We start from the raw sequence: 2,295 nt of genomic DNA on the forward strand, positions 1-2,295 counted from the left end.
TAGTCAGACTGCGTCTCTATCCTTACTAACGACTCCAGCGTGCTTGAGTGAATTTTATAATCACTTGGTATGCCAGCTTGCTTGTTAAACTCATCTGTAAAGTAGCCATCTTTATCTACCTTGTAACCTAAAACCTCTGAACTCGTTTGGTTGGTAGAAACTTTGGTTGATACCGTTATGTTCTGCTCTAAATTCAAGGGGTAGCTACCAAGTGCGTTTATCATCTAATATCCTTTTAGCTTCATACCAAAGATATCGTCTTTTTTGTGAAAAGATTTATTTTACAAAGGTTTTTAGTTTGCATAAATTTACTCCTAAACTCTCGCATCTATCTTTTTATAAAGCCTATCTTTACTAGATAGTTCTTTAAAGTTTAGGTCATTTTCAAGATAGGTGATGTTGTAAATTTCTTTGGTGGTGATGCTTTTGCCGTTTTCAAGTCCGATTAGGAATTTACTTGTAAATTTATCAGAGAGGTTTTTAACCAGCTTTGCTCCAAGCTCTTTTAGGCTAGATATCTTCTCATCTTGCTTTATGCCTATATCTTTAAAGTCAAGTCTATTTAGCTCTACATCATTCATGCTCTTAGCATCTAAATTTATACTTGCTCTTTTGCTATCCTTGTCATCTTTGCTGATTAGCTTGCCAGTGTCGCTATAAATTTCTTTTACCTCTAGCTCTCTTCCGCTATCAAATTTAAGCGTGATCGTGCCATTTTTGTTTAGCTTCATAGCTATTACGCTGTCTGTGTCCTTTAGCGCAGCTGCTGCCTTGCTAGTATCACTCTCAAAAGCATGCTTTGCTCTTTCTAAATTTTCTAGGCTAAACTCCAGTCCAGTCGCTTTTTCAAACTCACTCTCCATAGCGATTATATAAGATGACTTTGTGACTTTTAGCTTTGAGATGAGATCATCTGCGTCTTCTACATCATTTTCTTTTAAATTTTTGCTTATCCACTCTACGTCTTTGCTGTGAGCGCTAGACTCTTTTTGGTAGTCGTTATAAAATTTCATAAAGCTATCTTTTTGATAGCCTGCGTATGAAAAGCTCTCATCTTGTTTAGGCCCAGAAGGCTTTATGATAGGGTTAAACTCGCTAAGCTTTTTCTTGCCGTCAAAGCCAACTTTCTCATAGGCAAAGTTATTTAAGCCGCTCTCTTCGTTAAATATCTTATTATCCCTAAGATCTACCCAGCCGTCTTTGTCTGCATGGTCTTTGAAAAATTTATTAGTCTCTTCTTTGTCTATCTTTTGGTAGCGATATTCGGCTGAAAATAGAGTATAAGGGTTTGAGTTATTTAAACTAACTCTGTAATCAACCGTGTTTTTGCTAGCAAAGTCCATAGCCTCATGGCTTAAATTTCTAATATCTTTTTTGATAAAGTCGTTAAGGTTTATCTCGCTTACAACTTCGCTTAGTTTGAAAATTTTCTCATTTCCGTCTTTATCGTAGCCTCTAACTTTTAGCTTATCAAAGTATTTATCACCAGAATTTATCACTCCGTCCTTGTTGCTATCAAAGTTAAATAAAAATCCATTTGCATCTAGCTTGCCTATGCCTAGTTTGTCATTATCGTTATAAAGATCCAAAAAGACCTCTACATCACCCAGTGAAGTTTTTATCGTTTTTTCATAGGCGTAGTCATTTAAATTTGTAAATTTAGTATCTGCTGCCGCAATGGGCTTAATGGGAGTTTTTGAATTTATAGATGAAAAATAGGTGCTAGTTTGATCCACTTTCCTTAGTGCTGAGGCATCTTCGCCAAAGAGATATTTGTTCTCAAAGTCTTTTTTGTCCCAGTTTCTTCTTTGTATATCCACATAAGAAAAAGCATCGTTTGTCCCACTATCTGCTTTAGCATACTCTGACTTCACGCCACTGGTGCTGGCGCTTTGGATGATAGAGTAAGTGCTATTTGAGATAAGCTTAGTAGCGATGTCTTTAAGCTCAGACTTTAAATTTGTGTTGTCTAAAGTTTGCACTCTATCTACACCAAGAAGTAGCCTTGAGTGGATCATGTTTTTTGGCAAATCTATTTTTATGGGTTGTAAATTTTGTGTTACCATCATTTTAAATCCTTTTAAAATATATAGCTTATATCGGCAAAAGTAAAAAATGTTTAGTAGTATGGTAGCCAAAAGGGCTTAGAGCGAATGCCTACTATGTTATATTTTTTAAAGCTCTCTTACCTTCGTCCTCTCATCAAATTCTTTGAAAACATCCATTATCTTGCTTGCTAGTCCCTCAAGCGTTTGATCTTTTTTAAGCTCTAAATTTCTAAGCTTTAAAATCCTA

The 2,295-nt window shown here is 35.6% G+C and carries 2 protein-coding genes; both read right to left on the reverse strand.

The features are described 5' to 3' along the window. Positions 1 to 224, reverse strand: a 224-nt coding sequence (locus F3G88_RS03025; protein WP_411160859.1) for a Cj0814 family flagellar-dependent secreted protein, incomplete at its 3' end; no start/stop codon positions are given. A gap of 90 nt (positions 225 to 314) precedes the next feature. Beyond that, complete coding sequence (locus tag F3G88_RS03030) at positions 315 to 2,069, reverse strand: response regulator (RefSeq protein WP_149715324.1); 1,755 nt, start codon at positions 2,067 to 2,069, stop codon at positions 315 to 317. Positions 2,070 to 2,295: the final 226 nt, after the last annotated feature.

The organism is Campylobacter concisus (genome assembly GCF_902460675.1).
Classification (GTDB): Bacteria; Campylobacterota; Campylobacteria; order Campylobacterales; family Campylobacteraceae; genus Campylobacter_A; species Campylobacter_A concisus_AJ.

Excerpts from the sequence above, each read along its gene's own strand:
- F3G88_RS03030 (WP_149715324.1), bottom strand. The coding sequence starts at position 2,069 with ATGATGGTAACACAAAATTTACAACCCATAAAAATAGATTTGCCAAAA.